Source organism: Enterobacter sp. 50588862 (assembly GCF_001462935.1).
Lineage (GTDB): Bacteria > Pseudomonadota > Gammaproteobacteria > Enterobacterales > Enterobacteriaceae > Enterobacter > Enterobacter bugandensis.
Window position 1 is genome coordinate 25982 of sequence record NZ_LNHM01000005.1, and the last position, 19180, is coordinate 45161.

A 19180-nucleotide genomic window follows, 5' to 3' on the forward strand; every position below is an offset into this window, starting at 1 on the left:
CCTTTCTCCCTCTCCCTGTGGGAGAGGGCCGGGGTGAGGGCATCAGGCCGCAATGAATTACAGCGCCTGATGCTTAGTCTCATGCGTCAGCAGCAGCGCAATCAACGTCAGCGCCGCCATGGCCGCCAGATAAACGCCCACGTAGAACAGACCATAATTTGCCTGCAGCCAGGTGGCGATATACGGTGCCACGGACGCGCCCAGAATAGACGAGACGTTATAGGAGAACGACGCGCCGGTATAACGCACTTCCGTCGGGAACAGCTCCGGCAGCAGCGCGCCCATCGGGCCGAAGGTCAGCCCCATCAGGCTCAGGCCAACCAGCAGGTACGCCATCACCAGCGCCGGGCTACCTGAACTCAGCAGCGGCGGGAAGACGAACAGAGCAAACAGAATGATCAGCGTGGTGATCGTAATCATGCTCGCACGACGACCAAACTTATCCGCCAGCAGGCCGGCAATCGGTACCATCACGCCAAACCCAATCACCGCCATCATCAGCATCCACAGCACTTCGTTACGCGGCAGGCCCAGCCCAACCGGTGCGGCAGCGGTACTGTAGGTCATGGAATACACCGTCATGATGTAGAACAGCGTGTAGGTCGCCAGCATGATAAACGTGCCCAGCACGGTCACGCGCACGTGTTTTGTCAGCAGGGTGCCCAGCGGCACTTTTACCTGTTTTTTCGCCGCGGCTACTTTTGCGAACACCGGCGTCTCATGCAGGGAAACACGCACATACAGGCCAATCAGCACCAGCACGGCCGAGAAGACAAACGGAATACGCCAGCCCCAGCTCATGAACTGTTCGTCCGTCAGCAGCCAGGAGAGCAGCAGGAAGGTCCCGTTGGCAAAGAAGAAGCCAATCGGCGCGCCAAGCTGCGGGAATGAACCGTACAGCGCGCGTTTACGCGGCGGGGCGTTCTCGGTCGCCAGCAGCGCCGCGCCACCCCATTCACCGCCCAGCCCCAGACCCTGACCAAAACGCGCCAGCGCCAGCAGGACCGGCGCCAGAATGCCGATGGTTTCGTAGGTCGGCAGCAGGCCGATCGCCACGGTGGAGATGCCCATCGTCAGCAGCGAGGCCACCAGGGTGACCTTGCGCCCAATACGATCGCCGAAGTGTCCAAACAGCGCGGAGCCAATCGGACGCGCCACAAACGCGATAGCAAAGGTCGCCAGAGACTGTAGCGTCGCCGCCGTCGGGTCTCCCTGCGGGAAGAAAATATGCGGGAAAACGATGACCGCTGCGGTGGCGTAAATGTAAAAGTCGAAGAACTCAATGGCGGTGCCAATCAGCGATGCGACGACAACTTTATTGCGCGAGTTTACCGGGACGTTTTCCGCACCAGAGTCGAGTGTTGTGGCTGTTGATTGCATAATATTTTCTTATTTTTTGTCGAACGAAAGGCCATATTACGCACAGCAAAAGCGACATTTCAATCTGTAACAAAGTCGCTTCCTGATTATAAAATCAACAAAAAGCGGATAATGTTCAGGCCAGCCAAAATGCTTCCATGAAATGCTTCACGTTTTTTAAATATTGGTGGATAAAACTGGTTTTCGGTTAAATAAAAGTTACGGACTGGATTTATATGCTGAAATGATGAGTCGGGCTGAAATATCAGCCCGAGAGCGGAATTAACGATGTGTTTTTCCTGGCATTCGCGTGTCGCCTTTGTACTCGGCGGTGGCAATCCACGCCGCGCAGAACAGGGTTAAACGCGCGAAGAAGTAAAAGAACGCCATCAGCCCGAGCACCGAGCCAAATGCCGCGCCGGATGGGGATTTCACCAGCGACGGCAGGGTGTAAGTCATCACGATCTTAATCACTTCAAAGCCGATCGCCGCAATCAATGTGCCGCGGAGCAGCGCCTTCTTACGCGGACGATGCCGAGGCAAGCGCCAGAAAATCCAGAAGAACAGCAGGTAGTTGGCGAAGATGGAAATCGCCAGCCCGATGCTGCGCCAGGCGGGCTTCAGCCATTCGATGTAATCAAGATAGAGCGCAGAAATAATCATCTGCTGCGCGGAGCCCGCCACGGAGGTAATGGAGAGCGTGACGACGAGCGCGATAAGCAGGCCAATCAGCGAAATAAAGTCGCGGAAATATTTAACCCAAATTTTCTCCTGATCCTGCGGTTTACGCTCCCACACCTCGCGCGACTGGGCGCGAATAGCTTCGCGGAGGTTGCCCATCCAGTTAACGCCGGAGTAAAGGGCGATGAGCAAACCGACGATCCCGACGGTGGTGCGCTGCTGAACGGCAGTGTTAATCGTGCTTTTCAGCGTGGTGGCGAGGGTTGGGTCACTGACGTTATTCAGGATCTTGTTGAAGATATCCTGCAGCAGCGTTGGGTGCGACGCGAGCACAAAACCGGCTGCTGCAAACGACACCATCAGGATGGGGATCATCGACAGGAACGAAAAATAGGTGATCGCGGCACCGAACTGGTTCCCCATGCGGTCATTGAAGCGCTCGGTCGCACGTATTAGATGCGCAACCATGGGAAACTGCTGAATTCTCTCCGCCAGGCTGGTAACGGTGCCCAGCGCCTTGCTGGCGGTACCAGGGGCTTTAGCCTCTTCCGGCTCGGTTTCCATCTTCTTGATGGGTTCATAATCTAAATGTTGGGTGGGTCGTTGCGGGTTATTTTCCGGCGTCACGCGTCTTTTCCTTTTTCGTTTGGCTGGATGTTACTGAATTATAGCTTGCGACTAGTCCACGTAAGCTTTTGTGAGTTCGGTTAGCCACTCCATAAACAAATGAACCCGGCGAGAGAGGTTGCGCCGGTGGGGGTAAATCAGGGAGACAGGCATCGGTTCCGCGCGATACTGCGGGAGGATCTCAATCAGTTTCTTTGCGCGCAGCAGGTCGCGCACCCCAACGCGCGGGGCCTGAATGATCCCCAGCCCGGCAAGGCAGGCGGCCTGGTAAGTTTCCGTGCTGTTGACGGTTAGCACCCCGCCCGTTTTTATCCACTGCGTCGTGCTACCGTTATAAAATTCAAAGCCCTGAGGGCGGCTTCCCAGCATCGCGGCATAATGAATCACGGCGTGCGAGCCCAAATCGTCCAGCGTGTCAGGGTAGCCAAAACGCGCCAGATAATCCGGGCTGGCGCAGTTGATCACCGACAGCTTGCCCAGCGGACGGGCTATCAGCCCTGAGTCCTTCAGGGAACCCACGCGGACGACGCAATCAAACCCTTCCCGGACCACATCCACCAGACGATCGCTGCTGCTGAGCTCCAGTTCGATACCCGGATACTGCTGTAAAAACGCAGGCAGTTTGGGGATGACGACATTTCGAGCAACGCCAACGGGCATATCCACGCGCAGCCTTCCGCTGATGCTGGAGGGATCGTGCTGAAACATACCGTCCAGCTCATCCAGGTTCGCCAGCAGATCTTTTGCCCGTTCGTAATAGACCATGCCGTCCTGCGTCAGGCTGACGCGGCGGGTGGTGCGGTGCAGTAGCTGGGTGCCAAGCCGGTTTTCCAGTGCCTGAATTTGCCGGGAAACGCTGCCTTTCGGCAGCGTTAATGTCTCTGCCGCGCGGGAAAAACTCTCCAGTTCCGCGACGCGAACAAACAGCTGCATTGCGTGAATTTTATCCATAGATGAAGCTCATTGTTGTTTGCAATGAAACAGTGAAGCGTTATTACCCATCTTTATTGATCTTCTATCACCTAATAAGCTCTTTCTCAATCTCCATAACAGCCAAAACGAGGTTTATGATGACTGAACGTATCGCATTAGTGACGGGTGGTAGCCGCGGCTTAGGTAAAAACGCTGCGTTAAAGCTGGCTGCTGACGGCACAGGAATTATCCTGACCTACAATCGTAGCCAGCAGGAAGCGCTGGAAGTTGTGCGCGAAATTCAGGAAAAAGGCGTCAAGGCGGCGGCATTAAAGCTCAATGTCGGGGATATCGCCAGTTTCGAAAATTTTGCTCAACAGCTTCAGGAGATCCTGAAGAGCGTCTGGCAGCGCGAAACATTTGATTATTTATTAAACAATGCCGGAACGGGTTTATACGCACCCTATACCGAAACGACGGAAGCCCAGTTTGATGAGGCGCTGAACATTCACTTCAAAGGGCCTTTCTTCCTGACGCAGCGCCTGCTGCCTCTGCTTAATGACGGGGGGCGGATCCTCAATGTCTCCAGCGGACTGGCCCGCTTCACCCAGCCAGGCTCAGGAACCTACGCGGCCATGAAAGGGGCGATGGAAGTGCTCACCCGCTATCAGGCGAAGGAGCTTGGAGCGCGCGGTATCTCAGTCAATATTATCGCACCAGGCGCGATCGAAACCGACTTTGGCGGTGGGCGCGTGCGCGACAACGCGCAGCTTAACCAGATGCTGGCGTCGCAGACGGCGCTGGGGCGGGTAGGTTTGCCGGACGATATCGGGGATGCCATTGCGGCGCTGCTTAGCGATAAGCTTGGCTGGATGAACGCGCAACGTATTGAAGTGTCAGGCGGTATGTTCCTGTGATGTCTGATGTTAAGGGGAGGGAACCCCTTAAGGAAATCCTTAATATGGATGTGTCAAAATGCGGATAAATATAAAAACCACTGGTGGATTTGTAACCTCTCCATTCATTGAGTTTTTTCTTAAATAGCGTCTATGTAGAATCCCCCTTCGCTATTCTCAGAGGGAGAAATACGATGCGAGTAATCATGTTTGACAGGCAGTCGATATTTATTCATGGAGCGATACACGGTTTGCAGAAATTAATTCCTGAAATAAATATAACGGGGGCTTGTCAGGCAGATGATTTATGGACGCAAATATCCGCGTCACCGTCTGCTATCGTCATGATTGACGGCAATTTAATTCAGGATGAGGGGAGTTCTTTCCTGGATGAAATCATGCATCGCTTCCCGTCGGTACGGGTGATGATGGTTCTGGCAAAAAAAGAGACCCGATGGGTTGAACAACTCATGCAGCGAAACGTGATGGCTATTATCCCCCGTAACGCTAACCCTGAGCGGTTTGCCGCCGTGCTGGATTCCGTGTCCAGAGGGATGGTCTGCTTTCCCGCTGAGTGGGTCAGCCAGCAATCGTCAGCGCAGGCGTTACTTTTCTTAAGCGAGCGTCAGCGTGAGGTGCTGAAGCTGCTGGCGGCGGGCGAATCAAACAAAGAGATTGGTCGCAATCTCAACATTAGTGCGGCCACGGTAAAAGCGCATCTGGAAGCGCTTTTTCGCCGGCTGGAGGTAAAAAACCGAACCCAGGCAGCCATGTACTACACCCGGGCGACGGCCTGAAGCAGCGCTTTCGGGAGTGAAGACGTCACGCCGAAACTCAGTATCATCAGTACCAGCGCGTCATGCTGCTGCTGGGTTAATGGATGTATACACTTTTCCCGCAGCAGCGTTTCACAAAGCTGAATATCTTCATGGAGTAAATATTCCGCCTGAAGAGGCGTGATAAGGCCGTGAAAATTTTCCCGTTCGCGGATCACATGCCCATAGCCGATAACCCATACACCCTTTTCATCACGATATTTCTCCAGTGAAAGCCCTTGATGTTTCTTTATTAATTCTATGGCGGCAGAAGATATATTTAGCGCATGACCGTTCATATTCGTTTCCTCTTAATGGCGATACTGTAGAGGAATCGCGGTACGAGCAATATCCGCCAAATGGCTGTTGATCAGGAATTATTGTTCAGGTATTCCTGCCGTAATAACCCAAATAACCAGTCATTTTGCCAGCGACCGGAAAGGTAATAGCTTTCACGTAGCTCGCCTTCCAGCTGGAAGCGAGCTTTTTCCAGCAGGCGCCTGGAGGCGACGTTTCCCGCGGTGACGGTGGCGGTGAGCCGACGAATACCGCCCTGATGAAAGGCGTAATCGCAAAGCGCCTGCAGGGATTCGAAGCCGTAACCTTTGCCCTGCGCCTCGGGGGCAAAAAGAAAGCCCACTTCGGCGCAATCTTCTTCCCGATGAATATACCCGGTAACGCCCAGCGGGGCCTGTGAGAGGGCATCACGTACGACGAGGCACAGCCAGTGCGCGCTGCCTGGCGTCCAGGGCGTTAGGCGCGAATCAAACGCCTCCCGGATCGCTGCGACGGGGCGGTTCTCCGCCACAAAGCGCATGACTTCGGGGTGTTGCTGCAACGCCAGAAAAAAGGGCCAGTCTTGTTCCTGCAGGGGCGAGCAGTTCAGGCGTGAGGTCATTAAAACTGGCATTAAGATTCTCCTGAAGCATTTTAAATGATTTTAGGGTTGTCACTTTATTTCAACAGAAAGTCAGGTATGGTTAAGCGCGTATAAATAAAAAGAAAAACGGCCGTTAGTGCCCATTCCGGATGTCTTCGCTGTCGCTTAAGGAAAACAATGACTCTCAGCACATCACATCATATCCGCGAACAGTTTGAACACTGTCTGGCGGTCATTCGCCAGGCGTCGGTGGAAATCTTGCTTCTTCTGAATGTACATGTTTCTGAGGGAAAAGATCCACGCTGGTTTCTGGAACAGCTGGACAGCGCGCGTTTAGGCCTTGGGGGATGGGCTACGGTTGCGAAGAAGCTTAACCTGAATGATGCCGAGATGTCGGAATTTACGCTGCAGCTGCGCCTGCTGCAGCAGCGCGTCCCGCAGTACGAAAGCGGGCAGGATGTCAGTGAAAACCAGCTTATTGCGGCGATGCGGTTTGTGACTACGCTGGAACATCTTCGTCTGCAGCAGCCGCTTCTGACCTACAGCACCGAGCTGGCCCCGGGAAGTGAACTCCAGCAACAGCAGGCGCACAAGCAGGTACGCGCAATTGAGTTAATGATTAAAGGCCTCATTCAGCAGGCCTGGCCCGATCAGGTGCGGCTCAATAATCATCTTAAAACCTTATTTAACGCTGACCGCGTACGGCGCTGGCTGAAGCATGGCGAAATCAACGATGTCCTGAGCGGCATGATGTTCAGTGAACTGGCGCAAATGCTGGTGGATAAAAAAGAGTTCAGCCGCTATTACGCCTCGCTGTTTAACGACCCGTCCATGCTGACGCTCATGGTGGAGCCGCGCAAAACGCTGCAAACCTTCCTCGACGACATCCGGCAAATCCGCAACAGCATTACGGTGCAGAAAACGTTAAGTTCGGCGCAAATTCAGCTGCTGGATAACTACTACATGCAGATCTCCCGTCCGGTTCAACGCGCGTTTGAGGAGGGGAGAACGCGCGTCAACCCGGCCGGATTCATGGCGGTGGATGCCAGCGAGCTGCACGCGTTCTGGGAAAAGGCGCAAAAAATGGATCGGGTTACCGGTGGGGATCTGTTTGAAGTCCGCGACACGATTGAAAAGCCGACCCAACGCGCTCCGCGCACGCCCGAACAGCGTGAGCAGCTTATCTCCGGTGCGCTATGGGGAGCGGTCGGCGTGATGGTGATTGCCATCGTGGTAGGCGGCTTCTGGCTGGTGACCAGCAGCAAACCGCAGCCTGCGGCCGAAAATACGGCGCAAGCGGCGGCTCCGCCGCAGGAGATGCGCGAAACCCCTTCCTCGCGCGAGACGCTGACGCGCATGGGAGTGACCTGGGACGAGAGTAATTTCCGTTCGGCGATTAACCGCAACGATACCCGCGTGGCGCTGCTCTTTTTGCAGGGTGGGATGGACTGGAAGCTGTCATGGACCGAAGAGGCGATGTCGGCAGGCTATGACGACGTTCTGGAGCTTATGCTGCGCTATCGGCAGAACATGGCAGAAGAGAAGCCGTGTCGTCGTTTCATCAATACGCTCAGCCACGCCATGTCAAGCGGCGAGTCCCTGACGTCAATACGTAAAGAGTATCTGAAAGCCTTCTGTACCGTGCCGGCCGTGGTGAAGCGCCAGAAGCACGATCTTGAGATGGCAACGCGACGGGCGCAGTCACAGCCGGATGCCACCACGAAAAAATGGCAGTCTATTCAGACCGCCATTTATGAGGTGATTCGTTAACGTTTTCCCCTCTCCCCAGAGGGGAGAGGGGCCAGATCGCACCCCTCTCAAGGCTCCCCATACAACCCAATCAACCGTCGCACCACGCCGTTCGTCCAGCCGAAGCCATCCTGTAGCGGATACTCCCCGCCGCCCCCTTCGCGCGGCGTACTGCTGGCGATGTGGTACTTCTCAATCAGCTTGTGGTGCGTCTTGTAGAAGTGGTTCACCGTATGCAGCCAGCTCCAGGCGATTTCATCCCCCAGCGAGTCGTTACCGTACTGCTTGAACCCCTGAATCGCCATCCACTGCAGCGGCGCCCAGCCGTTGGGTTTATCCCACTGCTCGCCGGTTTCGTACTCGGTTGCCAGAATTCCACCCGGCGTCAGCAGACGCGCTTTTACCGCGTCAGATAAACGTTCTGCCTGCTCGTGCGTCGCCATTCCAACATACAGCGGCACAATGCTGGCGGCAGAAAACAGCGCCATCTGCTCGCGTCGCCAGTCGTAATCGCGGTAACAGCCACTCTCCTCGTCCCACAGATAGCGGTTCACCGCCGCGCGGCGATCGGTGGCCTTCTGGCGGAACAGCTCGGCCGTCTCTTTATCCCCTTTCGACGCCGAGATATTGGCAATCGCGCTCTCCAGCTTAAACAGGAAGGCGTTCAAATCGATGGGGATAAATTGCGTCGTGCGAATGCTGGCGAGCCGCGCCGGATCGCGCAGCCAGCGGGAGGAGTAGTCCCAGCCAGACGCTGCTCCCGCACGAAGATCGCGATAGACCTCATTCGGCGGACGGCCCGAGTGGCGGGCGGTTTCTACGTCTTCAATCCACGATTCGTCGCGCGGGGTGTCACGGTCGTCCCAGTAGCGGTTCAGCAGCGAGCCGTCCGGCATGCGCACCGCGCTGCGGTAGGCCTGATTAAGCAGTAGCGACTCCGCGCCGTCCATCCAGAAGGCATGCTCCATTTTGAGGTGGTCGAGGTAGCGCTTCGCGCCGCGCACGCCGTCCTCTTCAAACAGCTCCACCATCAGGGCAAAGACCGGCGGCTGCGAGCGGCTGAGATAATAGGTGCGGTTGCCGTTAGGGATATGGCCGTAGCGTTCGATCAGCCACGCGAAGTTATCCGCCATGCACTTCAGCAGATCGTTACGGCCACTTTCCGCCAGCCCCAGCATGGAGAAGTAAGAATCCCAGTAGTAGGTCTCGCTGAATCGCCCGCCGGGCACGATATAGGCCTGCGGCAGCGCCAGCAGGGACGACCAGGGAATATGGTCCTGCGGTTCGCGCGTCAGGACGGGCCACAGGCTATCAATGTGCTCTTTCAGCGACAGGCCGGGGTCAGAGACATATTCCGTGCTGTAGGTTTCAGGCAGCCAGAAGTGGTTCTCAACGAACTGGCGCAGGTCGAAATCCCGGTGGCGTCTGACTTTGCGGTAGCGGATCAGAATATCCAGCGGATCCATCTTCGGCGCGCAGTCGGGGAAGGTTTTGCTGTCCGCAAACAGCCGCGTCGACTGTACGTGCTCGAACAGTTCGAGGTAGCGATCGGCGGGCGTCAGGGCATCGGAGGCGGGTAGCCCCTCGATCATTTCGGGTTCCGGCTCCGCCTCAATCATCTCATCCAGTTTTAACTCGCAGGGATCGGTCTCGTAGCGCAGCTCTTCTGCAATCTCGAATTCGATGTTCTCGGTAGCCTGTAGTTTCTGGTTGAACATGGTGATAGGGACCTCCGGTTGTGTGTTCTGAAGACAGGTTTCTCCGGGCGTCCTATAAGCGTAGACATTCGCTTCGGTAGATGTGGAGGGATATGTGCGGTAGATCACTCTTTTCGGAGCATTCGTTTTGCAACGATTTATGTATGTGAATAAAAAAAGCCCCTCCGGAGAGGGGCTTCTGCATTATCGCATGGTGACAAACTCTTCCGCCGCCGTAGGGTGGATCGCCACGGTGTTGTCGAAGTCTTTCTTGGTCGCACCCATCTTCAGCGCCACCGCAAAGCCCTGCAGGATCTCATCCATGCCGAAGCCGATGCCGTGGATACCGACAATCTTCTCTTCCGGACCCACGCAGACCAGCTTCATGCGGCACGGCTGACGGTGAGAGGTGACGGCGGTATACATCGCGGTGAACGCGGATTTATACACTTTCACCTGGTCGTCGCCGTACTGCTCGCGCGCCTGCGGCTCGGTTAAGCCGACGGTGCCGATTGGCGGGTGGCTAAAGACCACGGTCGGGATATTGCTGTAGTCCAGATGCTCGTCCGGCTTGTTGTTGAACAGACGCTCGGAGAGACGACGGCCCGCCGCAACGGCCACCGGCGTCAGTTCAACCGCACCAGTGTTATCACCGACGGCGTAAATGCCCGGTACGCTGGTGTTCTGGAACTTATCGACGACGATGTAGCCTTTTTCGTCGGTTTTCACGCCGGTCACCGCCAGGTTAAAGCTGTCGTTCGCCGGTTCACGGCCAATCGCCCAGATCAGGCAATCAACGGTCTGGCTGCGGCCATCTTCCAGCTCAAGGGTCAGGCTGCCGTCCGCGTTTTTAACGACCGCTTTAGGCACGGCGTTGGTGTGCAGGGTTGGGCCTTCGGTGTTCATCACTTCAACCAGCGTATCGACGATCAGCGGGTCAAAGCTGCGCAGCGGTGCGTGTTTACGCACGAACAGGTGCGCTTCTGCACCCAGGCCGTTAATCACGCCAGCCAGCTCAACCGCGATGTAGCCCGCGCCCACCACGGCAACGCGCTCAGGCAAGGCAGGCAGCTCGAAGAAGCCGTCAGAGTCGATGCCGTATTCCGCGCCCGGAATATTCGGGTGGCTCGGGCGGCCGCCGGTGGCGATCAGGATATGATCGGCGGTGATCGTCTCGCCGTTCACTTCGATCGTTTTCGCGTCCACAAAGCGGGCGAAGCCGTGAATCACGTCGACGTTATTTTTGCCCAGCACGTTGTCGTACGAGGTGTGAATGCGGTCGATGTAGGCGGTACGGCTGGCGATCAGCTTGTCCCAGTCGAAATTGTTGATGGTGGTGTCAAAGCCGTAGTCCGGACCGTACATATGGATCGCTTCACGGATTTGCGCCGCGTGCCACATCACCTTTTTCGGTACACAACCCACGTTCACGCAGGTGCCGCCCAGCGCTTTGGCTTCAATCAGCGCACATTTCTGGCCGTACATGGCCGCGCGGTTGATGGAGGCGATGCCGCCGCTGCCGCCGCCGATGGCGATGTAGTCATAATGCTTAGTCATAGCTTTTGTCCTTAATCGTGAATTGCCGCGATTGTATACCTGAAATCAATAGTTTCCACCGATGGCTGCAATTACTCCGGCACGATCCAGCTGACGGTGGCGTGGCCCGTTCCGGCTGGCACCAGCGTTTTGTGCAGCCACGGCAGCACGTTGTTCATCTGCGCTTCCAGCTTCCACGGCGGGTTAATGACGATCATGCCGGAAGCGGTCATGCCGCGCTGGTCGCTGTCCGGGCGTACCGCCAGCTCAATCTGCAGGATTTTACGAATGCCGGTCGCCTCAAGGTCTTTGATCATGCGCTTGATTTGCGCGCGCAGCACCACCGGGTACCACAGGGCATAGGTTCCGGTCGCAAAACGTTTGTAGCCTTCGTTGATGCCGGTCACTACCGCCTGATAGTCGGTTTTGATTTCGTACGGTGGGTCGATCAGCACCAGGCCGCGACGGGAAACCGGCGGCAGCTTGGCTTTCAGCTGCTGGTAGCCGTCGGCTTTGTCGACGCGGGCGCGGTTATCTTTCTGAAATTCCGAACGCAGCAGCGGGAAGTCGCTCGGGTGCAGTTCGGTCAGCTGGAGGCTGTCCTGCTCGCGCAGCAGCTGGCGGGCAATCAGCGGTGAACCAGGGTAGTAGCGCAGCTGGCCGTTGCGGTTGAAGTGATTCACCACGCCAATGTAAGGCTCCAGCTCGGCGGGCAGGTCGTCCTGCTGCCAGATGCGGGCGATGCCCTCAAGGTATTCGCCGGTACGCTCGGCATGCTCGCCGCTCAGCTGATAACGGCCCGCGCCCGCATGGGTGTCCAGATAGAGAAACGGCTTCTCTTTCTCTTTAAGCGATTCAATGATCAGGCTCTGAACGGTGTGTTTGAGGACGTCGGCATGGTTGCCAGCGTGGAAGCTGTGGCGATAACTGAGCATGGGTAATGGTATTCCGCTGAATTGACGATTTGCCACAGTTTACAGCAGAACGGCACAGATTACCCGCAGGCCCGGTAAGCGCAGCTATTGAAATCCTCTACACTTAACCCCATTACTGAAAACAATATGCACAGCGCCGGATGCGCGCTTCATTCACCTATTTCAACAGGACAGCGTTTATGACCAATCCATTACTGACGCCTTTTTCGTTGCCACCGTTTTCTAAAATCCTCCCTGAGCATGTGGTTCCAGCCGTTACCCAGTCGCTGGACAACTGCCGCGCGGCGGTAGAAAGCGTGGTTGCGCAGGGCGCGCCGTACACCTGGGAGAATCTGTGTCAGCCGCTGGCCGAAGTGGACGACGTGCTGGGGCGTATCTTCTCCCCGGTGAGCCACCTGAACTCGGTGAAAAACAGCCCGGAGCTGCGTGAAGCCTACGAACAAACCCTGCCGCTGCTCTCTGAGTACAGCACCTGGGTCGGTCAGCACGAAGGGCTGTACAAAGCCTACCGCGACCTGCGCGACGGCGACCATTATGCCGAACTGAACACGGCGCAGAAAAAATCGGTTGATAACGCCCTGCGTGATTTCGAACTGTCCGGTATCGGTCTGCCAAAAGAGAAGCAGGTTCGCTACGGTGAAATCGCTGCGCGCCTGTCCGAACTGGGTAACCAGTACAGCAACAACGTCCTTGACGCCACCATGGGCTGGACGAAGCTGATTACCAACGAAACGGAGCTGGCGGGTATGCCGGAAAGCGCCCTGGCGGCGGCGAAAGCCCAGGCCGAAGCGAAAGAGCAGGAAGGCTTCCTGTTAACGCTGGATATCCCGAGCTATCTGCCGGTGATGACCTACTGCGACAACCAGGCCCTGCGTGAAGAGATGTACCGCGCCTACAGCACCCGCGCCTCCGATCAGGGGCCGAACGCGGGCAAATGGGATAACAGCCCGGTGATGGCGGAAATCCTCGCCCTGCGTCACGAGCTGGCTCAGCTGCTGGGCTTCGACAGCTACGCGGATAAATCCCTCGCCACCAAAATGGCCGAGAACCCGCAGCAGGTGCTCGATTTCCTGACCGATCTGGCCAAACGCGCTCGTCCTCAGGGTGAGAAAGAGCTGGCCCAGCTGCGCGCCTTCGCGAAAGCGGAGTTTGGCGTGGACGAGCTGCAGCCGTGGGATATCGCGTACTACAGCGAAAAACAGAAGCAGCACCTCTACAGCATCAGCGACGAGCAGCTGCGCCCGTACTTCCCGGAAAACAAAGCCGTCAACGGCCTGTTTGAAGTGGTGAAACGCATTTACGGCATTACCGCTAAAGAGCGTACTGATATTGACGTCTGGCATCCGGACGTGCGCTTCTTCGAACTGTATGACGAGAAAAACGAGCTGCGCGGCAGCTTCTACCTCGATCTCTACGCGCGTGAGAACAAGCGCGGCGGGGCGTGGATGGACGACTGCGTGGGCCAGATGCGTAAAGCAGACGGTTCCCTGCAAAAACCGGTCGCCTATCTGACCTGTAACTTCAACCGTCCGGTAAGCGGCAAACCTGCGCTGTTCACCCACGACGAAGTGATCACCCTGTTCCACGAGTTCGGTCACGGCCTGCACCACATGCTGACCCGCATCGAAACCGCCGGCGTCGCCGGTATCAGCGGGGTGCCATGGGATGCGGTCGAGCTGCCAAGCCAGTTTATGGAAAACTGGTGCTGGGAGCCGGACGCGCTGGCGTTTATCTCCGGCCACTATGAGACCGGCGAACCGCTGCCCAAAGAGCTGCTGGATAAAATGCTGGCGGCGAAAAACTACCAGGCGGCGATGTTTATCCTGCGTCAGCTGGAGTTCGGCCTGTTCGATTTCCGCCTGCACGCCGAGTTCAGCCCGGAGCAGGGGGCGAAAATCCTCGAAACGCTGGCCGAGATTAAAAAGCAGGTTGCCGTTATTCCAGGGCCTACCTGGGGCCGCTTCCCGCACGCGTTCAGCCACATTTTCGCGGGCGGCTACGCGGCGGGCTATTACAGCTACCTGTGGGCCGACGTGCTGGCGGCGGATGCCTTCTCTCGCTTCGAGGAAGAGGGGATCTTCAACCGCGAAACCGGCCAGTCGTTCCTTGACAACATCCTGACCCGCGGCGGTTCTGAAGAGCCAATGGTGCTATTCAAACGCTTCCGTGGCCGCGAGCCGCAGCTGGATGCGATGCTTGAGCATTACGGGATCAAAGGCTGATTGTTACGTGAAGATCTGCTTAGTGGATGAAACGGGCGCCGGAGACGGCGCCTTATCTGTTCTGGCGGCCCGCTGGGGGCTGGAGCACGATGAAGAGAACCTGATGGCGCTGGTAATGACGTCAGCACATCTCGAATTACGCAAGCGCGATGAACCGAAGCTCGGCGGGATTTTTGTCGACTTCGTTGGCGGCGCGATGGCGCACCGGCGTAAGTTCGGCGGCGGTCGCGGCGAAGCGGTGGCCAAAGCGGTCGGCATTAAGGGGAGCTATCTGCCGGACGTGGTGGACGCCACGGCGGGGCTGGGACGCGATGCGTTTGTGCTGGCGTCGGTGGGCTGTCATGTGCGGATGCTGGAGCGTAATCCGGTTGTCGCCGCGCTGCTCGACGACGGGCTGACGCGAGGCTATGCGGACCCGGAAATCGGCCCGTGGCTGCAGGAGCGATTGCAGCTTATCCACGCGTCAAGCCTGACGGCGCTGACGGACATCACCCCGCGTCCGCAGGTGGTCTACCTCGACCCGATGTTCCCGCATAAGCAGAAAAGCGCGCTGGTGAAGAAAGAGATGCGGGTATTTCAGTCGCTGGTGGGGCCGGATTTAGACGCAGATGGCCTGCTGCAGCCTGCTCGTCAGCTCGCGACGAAGCGGGTGGTGGTGAAGCGTCCGGATTACGCGCCGCCGCTGGCGGACGTTGCTACGACCAACGCGGTGACCACGAAAGGGCATCGGTTTGATATTTATTCGGGTACGCCAGAATAAAAAAAGCCGGGTGGCGGCTTCGCCTTACCCGGCCTACATTCAGTGCCGCTTTTTTTGCACTTACTCGTCTTCTTCGTCGCGCAGCGGAACAATCAGCATGTCCACGTGAACGGTGTTAATCAGCTGGCGTGCTGAAGACATCAGCTTGCTCCAGAAGTCCTGATGGTGACCGCATACCACCAGATCCATATCGTATTTCTTAATCGCATCAACCAGCACCTGACCCAGGTCGCCGCTGCCGCTCAGGGTTTCGGTGATCGGATAGCCCGCGTTGGTGGAGAGCTCGCTCAGCGCGTGATGCGTTTCTTCAGAGATGCGTTTCTGCATATCGCCCAGATTGACGTCGATCAGACCGGTGTAGAGGTCGGAGTAATTCACATCAACGTGAATCAGGGAGACTTTCGCGTTGTAGGGACGTGCCATAGATACCGCTTTATCAACCAGCACTTTGCTCTCCGGGGAGAGATCTACCGCGATAAGAATGTGTTTGTAAGCCATAGTGTTACTCCTTCCTTAAGTTATCGATGACTAAATGGGAAAGCCGTCGTCTGATGCTTTCATTACGGCCCAGTTAAACATATTTTTCAAGCTTTGGTGTTGATAACGATTAACCTTGTGGCAAAAAAATTAACGGATCTCCTACACTATTTAATGAGCCGTTCGGATATTAAAACGCGAACCGGATCGACTTTTAGTCATTCTTTCACTGAACTGTCTGTCAGGGCATTGGGGTGCGGTAGCTCAGGAGCCTTGCTTCGTGGGCGGACGCCGGGGAGGATGTATGATTAGCACCGTCGCATTGTTTTGGGCGTTATGCGTAGTTTGCATAGTGAATATGGCGCGCTACTTCTCATCGTTACGTGCGCTGTTAGTGGTACTTCGTGGTTGCGATCCGTTGCTGTATCAGTATGTGGACGGTGGAGGGTTCTTCACCTCGCATGGACAGCCCAGCAAGCAGATGCGTCTGGTGGGGTATATCTACTACCAGCGCTACCGCGATCATCACGATGAAGAGTTTATCCGTCGCTGCGAGCGTCTGCGTCGTCAGTTCATTTTGACCAGCGCCCTGTGTGGGCTGGTCGTGGTCAGTATGATTGCGTTGATGATTTGGCACTGAGCATAAAAAAAGCGGGTCAGTTTCCTGACCCGCTTTTTGTCGCCTTCAGCCAATCAAATCAGCTTCAGCGAAATCCAGTACAACCCGCCTGACAGCAGGATAGAAGCCGGAAGGGTAAACACCCAGGCCATCAGAATGTTGGTCACGGTTTTGCGCTGCAGACCGCCGCCGTCAACAATCATGGTACCTGCCACGGACGAGGAGAGTACGTGGGTGGTGGATACCGGCATACCGGTGTAGCTCGCCAGACCGATAGACACTGCCGCCGTCATCTGCGCGGACATACCCTGCGCATAGGTCATGCCTTTCTTACCGATCTTCTCGCCGATGGTGGTCGCCACACGACGCCAGCCAATCATCGTACCGATACCCAGCGCCAGCGCGACGGCCATGATGATCCAGATTGGCGCGTACTCAATGGTATTGAGCATATCGCTTTTCAGTTTCTTCAGCAGACGCTTGTCGTCACCATTCACCTCTGGCAGCTTCGCAACTTTATCGGTCACGTCGGAGATACAGAGCATGATACGACGCAGCTGACCACGCTGTTCAACGGCCAGTTTATCGTAGCTTTCGATGTTGCCCAGCATACCTTTGGCACGTTCCAGCGCGTTAATCGCGTTAGCCGGATGGCAATGGAATTCGCCAGGCGCGGTGGTGGCACCGGCTTCCGGAGAAGGGATCAGCTGGTCAACGCCGGTCGCTTTTTTCAACAGCTCAGGGTGCTGCTGGAAATAGGTTTCAACGTTGTTGACCGCATCACGGGTACGGGTGATTTCGTAACCCGAGGCGTTCATATTCACCACGAAGCCCGCCGGTGCGACACCGATCAGAACCAGCATCACCAGACCAATGCCTTTCTGCCCGTCGTTCGCGCCATGAGAGAAGGCCACGCCGATAGCGGAAATGATCAGGGCGATACGCGTCCAGAATGGCGGCTTTTTCTTGCCGTCTTTCTTCTCACGCTCTGCTGGCGTCAGGTGGATACGCGCACGTTTCTTCGTGTTGCTCCAGTAGCGACGCAGGATGAAAATCAATCCACCCGCAACCACCAGACCCACGATAGGGGAGACGATGAGAGAAGCGAAAATGCCCAGTACTTTAGGCAGATTCAGCGCATCAACAACCGATGTCCCGGTCATCAGGGCGTTGGTTAACCCGATACCGATAATCGCACCGATGAGAGTGTGAGAGCTGGATGCAGGCAGGCCAAAATACCAGGTACCGAGGTTCCAGATAATGGCAGCAAGCAGCATTGAGAACACCATGGCGAGGCCATGACCGGAACTCACGTTAAGCAGCAGATCCGTTGGCAGCATATGCACAATCGCATACGCAACGCTCAGTCCGCCCAGGAGGACACCAAAAAAGTTAAATACCGCCGCCATAACAACCGCAAGCTGCGATCGCATTGCGCGAGTGTAGATAACCGTTGCTACTGCGTTTGCAGTGTCGTGGAAGCCGTTGATCGCTTCGTAAAACAGTACAAAAACCAGAGCAAGCAATAGTAAAAGCCCGGTATGTAAATCCAGGCCGGCAAACAAATGTAGCATAGGACGTTACGCCATTTTGAGGACATGAACGCGGCGCATTATCCAGGACAAATGCGCAACGGGCAAAGTGAAATATAGACTTTTTTTGACATACCACCTGATTTGGGAAAAGTGCCTGAAAGGATAATCGTTAAATTTCAATGGAATGGCTTTGTAATATCTTTTTACGCTGGTGTGACCACAGAGGAAACTTTACAATCCGCGGCAGTTAACGAAGAGGGTTTTGACGTGGAAAGGTTTGATGCCGTGGTTATTGGCGCCGGTGCGGCGGGTATGTTTTGTGCGGCGATGGCCGGACAGGCGGGTCGTCGCGTGCTGTTGCTGGACAACGGGAAAAAGCCTGGCCGCAAGATCCTGATGTCAGGCGGCGGGCGCTGCAACTTCACCAATCTTTATGTCGAACCCGCGGCCTATTTGAGCCAGAACCGCCATTTTTGTAAATCTGCGCTGGCGCGTTACACCCAGTGGGACTTTATCGACTTGGTGGGTAAGCATGGCATCGCGTGGCATGAAAAGACGCTCGGGCAACTCTTCTGCGACGACTCCGCGCAGCAGATTGTCGATATGCTGGTGGCCGAGTGCGAGAAGGGCGGCGTGGTCATGCGCCTGCGCACTGAAGTGCTGGAGGTGGCCCGCGACGAGCAGGGCTACACGCTGCTGCTGAACGGTGAAACCGTCAGCGCCGATAATCTGGTGATCGCCAGCGGCGGTCTGTCGATGCCGGGGCTGGGCGCGTCACCGTTCGGCTACAAGATTGCCGAGCAGTTTGGCCTGAAGGTGCTGCCAACCCGCGCCGGGCTGGTGCCGTTCACGCTGCATAAGCCGCTGCTGGAGCAGCTTCAGACGCTGTCCGGCGTCTCTGTTCCCTCCGTTATTACTGCCGAAGACGGGACGGTATTCCGCGAAAACCTGCTCTTTACCCACCGCGGTCTCTCCGGCCCGGCGGTCCTGCAAATCTCCAGCTACTGGCAGCCGGGGGAATTTGTCTCGGTGAATCTGCTGCCGGACAGCGATCTGAACGCGTTCCTCAACGAACAGCGTACCGCGCACCCGAATCAGAGCCTGAAAAATACCCTGGCGATGCAGCTGCCGAAGCGTCTGGTGGAGTGTTTGCAGGGGCTGGGGCAAATCCCGGATGTGTCGCTCAAGCAGCTTAACAGCCGCGAGCAGGAGACGTTGGTGGATACGCTAACGAACTGGCGCGTTCAGCCAAACGGCACCGAGGGGTATCGCACGGCGGAAGTGACGCTGGGCGGCGTTGATACGAATGAGCTTTCTTCACGCACGATGGAAGCGCGCAACGTGCCGGGGCTCTACTTTATTGGCGAAGTAATGGACGTAACCGGCTGGCTCGGCGGATATAATTTCCAGTGGGCGTGGTCGAGCGCCTGGGCGTGCGCGCAGGCGCTGCAAGGTGCGCAATAAATTGCCGGGGAGTCTC

Annotated in this window: 17 protein-coding genes; 7 read left to right on the plus strand and 10 right to left on the minus strand. The window is 56.5% G+C overall.

Annotation, left to right across the window (positions count from 1 at the left end):
* Positions 1-57 precede the first annotated feature (57 nt).
* The 3 genes from APT89_RS00155 to APT89_RS00165 form a co-directional block, all read right to left on the minus strand.
* The gene (locus APT89_RS00155) at positions 58-1380 is read right to left on the minus strand and encodes an MFS transporter (protein WP_047363569.1); all 1323 of its coding nucleotides are present in this window, start codon (positions 1378-1380) and stop codon (positions 58-60) included.
* A 261-nt stretch (positions 1381-1641) separates the two neighbouring features.
* Positions 1642-2667 carry an inner membrane protein YhjD gene (yhjD, locus tag APT89_RS00160; RefSeq protein ID WP_060571561.1) on the minus strand — a complete coding sequence of 342 codons (1026 nt, stop codon included), beginning with the start codon at positions 2665-2667 and terminating at the stop codon, positions 1642-1644.
* Between the two features lie 51 nt (positions 2668-2718).
* The gene (locus APT89_RS00165; protein WP_028014747.1) at positions 2719-3618 is read right to left on the minus strand and encodes a LysR family transcriptional regulator; all 900 of its coding nucleotides are present in this window, start codon (positions 3616-3618) and stop codon (positions 2719-2721) included.
* 119 nt (positions 3619-3737) lie between these two features.
* Between APT89_RS00165 and APT89_RS00170 the strand changes: the two genes are divergently transcribed.
* Together APT89_RS00170 and APT89_RS00175 are read left to right on the plus strand one after the other, a co-directional pair.
* Positions 3738-4496 carry an SDR family NAD(P)-dependent oxidoreductase gene (locus tag APT89_RS00170; protein WP_028014746.1) on the plus strand — a complete coding sequence of 253 codons (759 nt, stop codon included), beginning with the start codon at positions 3738-3740 and terminating at the stop codon, positions 4494-4496.
* Positions 4497-4669: 173 nt separating this feature from the next.
* Positions 4670-5272: a response regulator transcription factor gene (locus APT89_RS00175; protein ID WP_041911858.1), complete on the plus strand. Its 603-nt coding sequence runs from the start codon at positions 4670-4672 to the stop codon at positions 5270-5272.
* Here APT89_RS00175 and APT89_RS00180 read toward each other — a convergent pair.
* Positions 5251-5589 (minus strand): lysozyme, encoded by a 339-nt coding sequence (locus APT89_RS00180; protein ID WP_028014744.1) that lies wholly within the window; start codon positions 5587-5589, stop codon positions 5251-5253. The two genes, APT89_RS00175 and APT89_RS00180, sit on opposite strands and share 22 nt — an antisense overlap.
* 71 nt (positions 5590-5660) lie before the next feature.
* Positions 5661-6200, minus strand: coding sequence for a GNAT family N-acetyltransferase (locus APT89_RS00185; RefSeq protein WP_028014743.1), 540 nt, complete (start codon positions 6198-6200; stop codon positions 5661-5663).
* A gap of 147 nt (positions 6201-6347) precedes the next feature.
* Here APT89_RS00185 and APT89_RS00190 point away from each other — a divergent pair, with 147 nt between their 5' ends.
* The gene (locus tag APT89_RS00190) at positions 6348-7940 is read left to right on the plus strand and encodes an STY4199 family HEPN domain-containing protein (protein WP_060571562.1); all 1593 of its coding nucleotides are present in this window, start codon (positions 6348-6350) and stop codon (positions 7938-7940) included.
* Positions 7941-7987: 47 nt separating this feature from the next.
* Here the strand turns inward: APT89_RS00190 and APT89_RS00195 are convergent, their stop codons facing one another.
* The 3 genes from APT89_RS00195 to APT89_RS00205 form a co-directional block, all read right to left on the minus strand.
* The gene (locus tag APT89_RS00195; protein WP_028014741.1) at positions 7988-9637 is read right to left on the minus strand and encodes an alpha,alpha-trehalase; all 1650 of its coding nucleotides are present in this window, start codon (positions 9635-9637) and stop codon (positions 7988-7990) included.
* A gap of 183 nt (positions 9638-9820) precedes the next feature.
* Positions 9821-11173 carry a glutathione-disulfide reductase gene (gene gorA, locus APT89_RS00200; RefSeq protein ID WP_041911861.1) on the minus strand — a complete coding sequence of 451 codons (1353 nt, stop codon included), beginning with the start codon at positions 11171-11173 and terminating at the stop codon, positions 9821-9823.
* A gap of 71 nt (positions 11174-11244) precedes the next feature.
* Complete coding sequence (locus tag APT89_RS00205; protein ID WP_041911862.1) at positions 11245-12087, minus strand: 23S rRNA (adenine(2030)-N(6))-methyltransferase RlmJ; 843 nt, start codon at positions 12085-12087, stop codon at positions 11245-11247.
* 179 nt (positions 12088-12266) lie between these two features.
* Between APT89_RS00205 and prlC the strand changes: the two genes are divergently transcribed.
* Together prlC and rsmJ are read left to right on the plus strand one after the other, a co-directional pair.
* Entirely contained in the window at positions 12267-14309 is a 2043-nt protein-coding gene (gene prlC / locus APT89_RS00210) for an oligopeptidase A (protein WP_060571563.1), read from the plus strand.
* A 7-nt stretch (positions 14310-14316) separates the two neighbouring features.
* Positions 14317-15069, plus strand: coding sequence for a 16S rRNA (guanine(1516)-N(2))-methyltransferase RsmJ (gene rsmJ, locus APT89_RS00215; protein ID WP_041911864.1), 753 nt, complete (start codon positions 14317-14319; stop codon positions 15067-15069).
* A gap of 60 nt (positions 15070-15129) precedes the next feature.
* Here the strand turns inward: rsmJ and uspA are convergent, their stop codons facing one another.
* Positions 15130-15567: a universal stress protein UspA gene (gene uspA / locus APT89_RS00220; protein WP_003861223.1), complete on the minus strand. Its 438-nt coding sequence runs from the start codon at positions 15565-15567 to the stop codon at positions 15130-15132.
* A gap of 283 nt (positions 15568-15850) precedes the next feature.
* On the opposite strand from uspA, the gene uspB reads away from it, so the two are divergent.
* On the plus strand, positions 15851-16186 hold the full coding sequence (gene uspB / locus APT89_RS00225; protein WP_003861224.1) for a universal stress protein UspB: 336 nt from the start codon (positions 15851-15853) through the stop codon (positions 16184-16186).
* Positions 16187-16239: 53 nt separating this feature from the next.
* Here the strand turns inward: uspB and pitA are convergent, their stop codons facing one another.
* Entirely contained in the window at positions 16240-17739 is a 1500-nt protein-coding gene (gene pitA, locus APT89_RS00230) for an inorganic phosphate transporter PitA (protein WP_028014734.1), read from the minus strand.
* A gap of 228 nt (positions 17740-17967) precedes the next feature.
* Here pitA and APT89_RS00235 point away from each other — a divergent pair, with 228 nt between their 5' ends.
* The gene (locus tag APT89_RS00235; RefSeq protein ID WP_041912099.1) at positions 17968-19164 is read left to right on the plus strand and encodes an NAD(P)/FAD-dependent oxidoreductase; all 1197 of its coding nucleotides are present in this window, start codon (positions 17968-17970) and stop codon (positions 19162-19164) included.
* The last annotated feature ends 16 nt before the right edge of the window (positions 19165-19180 follow it).

Excerpts from the sequence above, each read along its gene's own strand:
- pitA (WP_028014734.1), bottom strand. The coding sequence starts at position 17,739 with ATGCTACATTTGTTTGCCGGCCTGGATTTACATACCGGGCTTTTACTA.
- APT89_RS00205 (WP_041911862.1), bottom strand. The coding sequence starts at position 12,087 with ATGCTCAGTTATCGCCACAGCTTCCACGCTGGCAACCATGCCGACGTC.
- APT89_RS00180 (WP_028014744.1), bottom strand. The coding sequence starts at position 5,589 with ATGAACGGTCATGCGCTAAATATATCTTCTGCCGCCATAGAATTAATA.
- APT89_RS00195 (WP_028014741.1), bottom strand. The coding sequence starts at position 9,637 with ATGTTCAACCAGAAACTACAGGCTACCGAGAACATCGAATTCGAGATT.
- APT89_RS00190 (WP_060571562.1), top strand. The coding sequence starts at position 6,348 with ATGACTCTCAGCACATCACATCATATCCGCGAACAGTTTGAACACTGT.
- APT89_RS00170 (WP_028014746.1), top strand. The coding sequence starts at position 3,738 with ATGACTGAACGTATCGCATTAGTGACGGGTGGTAGCCGCGGCTTAGGT.
- APT89_RS00175 (WP_041911858.1), top strand. The coding sequence starts at position 4,670 with ATGCGAGTAATCATGTTTGACAGGCAGTCGATATTTATTCATGGAGCG.
- APT89_RS00165 (WP_028014747.1), bottom strand. The coding sequence starts at position 3,618 with ATGGATAAAATTCACGCAATGCAGCTGTTTGTTCGCGTCGCGGAACTG.
- gorA (WP_041911861.1), bottom strand. The coding sequence starts at position 11,173 with ATGACTAAGCATTATGACTACATCGCCATCGGCGGCGGCAGCGGCGGC.
- prlC (WP_060571563.1), top strand. The coding sequence starts at position 12,267 with ATGACCAATCCATTACTGACGCCTTTTTCGTTGCCACCGTTTTCTAAA.
- APT89_RS00185 (WP_028014743.1), bottom strand. The coding sequence starts at position 6,200 with ATGCCAGTTTTAATGACCTCACGCCTGAACTGCTCGCCCCTGCAGGAA.
- uspB (WP_003861224.1), top strand. The coding sequence starts at position 15,851 with ATGATTAGCACCGTCGCATTGTTTTGGGCGTTATGCGTAGTTTGCATA.
- uspA (WP_003861223.1), bottom strand. The coding sequence starts at position 15,567 with ATGGCTTACAAACACATTCTTATCGCGGTAGATCTCTCCCCGGAGAGC.
- APT89_RS00155 (WP_047363569.1), bottom strand. The coding sequence starts at position 1,380 with ATGCAATCAACAGCCACAACACTCGACTCTGGTGCGGAAAACGTCCCG.